Source organism: Paraburkholderia sp. RL18-085-BIA-A (genome assembly GCF_046027075.1).
GTDB lineage: Bacteria > Pseudomonadota > Gammaproteobacteria > Burkholderiales > Burkholderiaceae > Paraburkholderia.
In genome coordinates this window covers 1-386 of record NZ_JARESU010000641.1, presented here as the reverse complement: position 1 = coordinate 386, position 386 = coordinate 1, and the positions used below count along the sequence as shown (strand labels likewise).

1 protein-coding gene is annotated in these 386 nt (G+C 52.3%); it reads left to right on the top strand.

The window, feature by feature from the left end; genetic code table 11:
• On the top strand, nt 1–241 hold a 241-nt coding region (locus P0D89_RS54200; protein WP_408371566.1), incomplete at its 5' end, for a hypothetical protein.
• Between the last annotated feature and the right edge of the window lie 145 nt (nt 242–386).

Genomic DNA, 386 nt, shown 5'->3' with positions numbered 1-386 from the left:
CTTACGGCTCTTTGCGCGCCAATGCTTGTTGAATCCGATCGGCGTAATCGGAAAGATGCCTAAAATTGCTATCCAGGGAATCGCGCGAGGATCCGCTTGCTGTATCGAGCCTTATCAGTTCGAGCGCGACTTCGACAGCTATCTTCCGTTTCGATGTGGCGTCGAGCGTGGCTTCGTTATCGTTGTAGAGGAGCAATTTATCGTCCATGTTCATTTGTCCGGTTCGGTTGAACTGAATTGAATGATGACCGCGGTACTCGTTCAGTCCTCAAGTTCTCTTGCGATCCTCACGCCCCGGGCATCGCGGACAATTTCCATATTCCGAGTCCACTCAAACCCGCCCAGATCGTCAAGCCGAATCCTCATCTGAACCGGCTTCTTGCTGG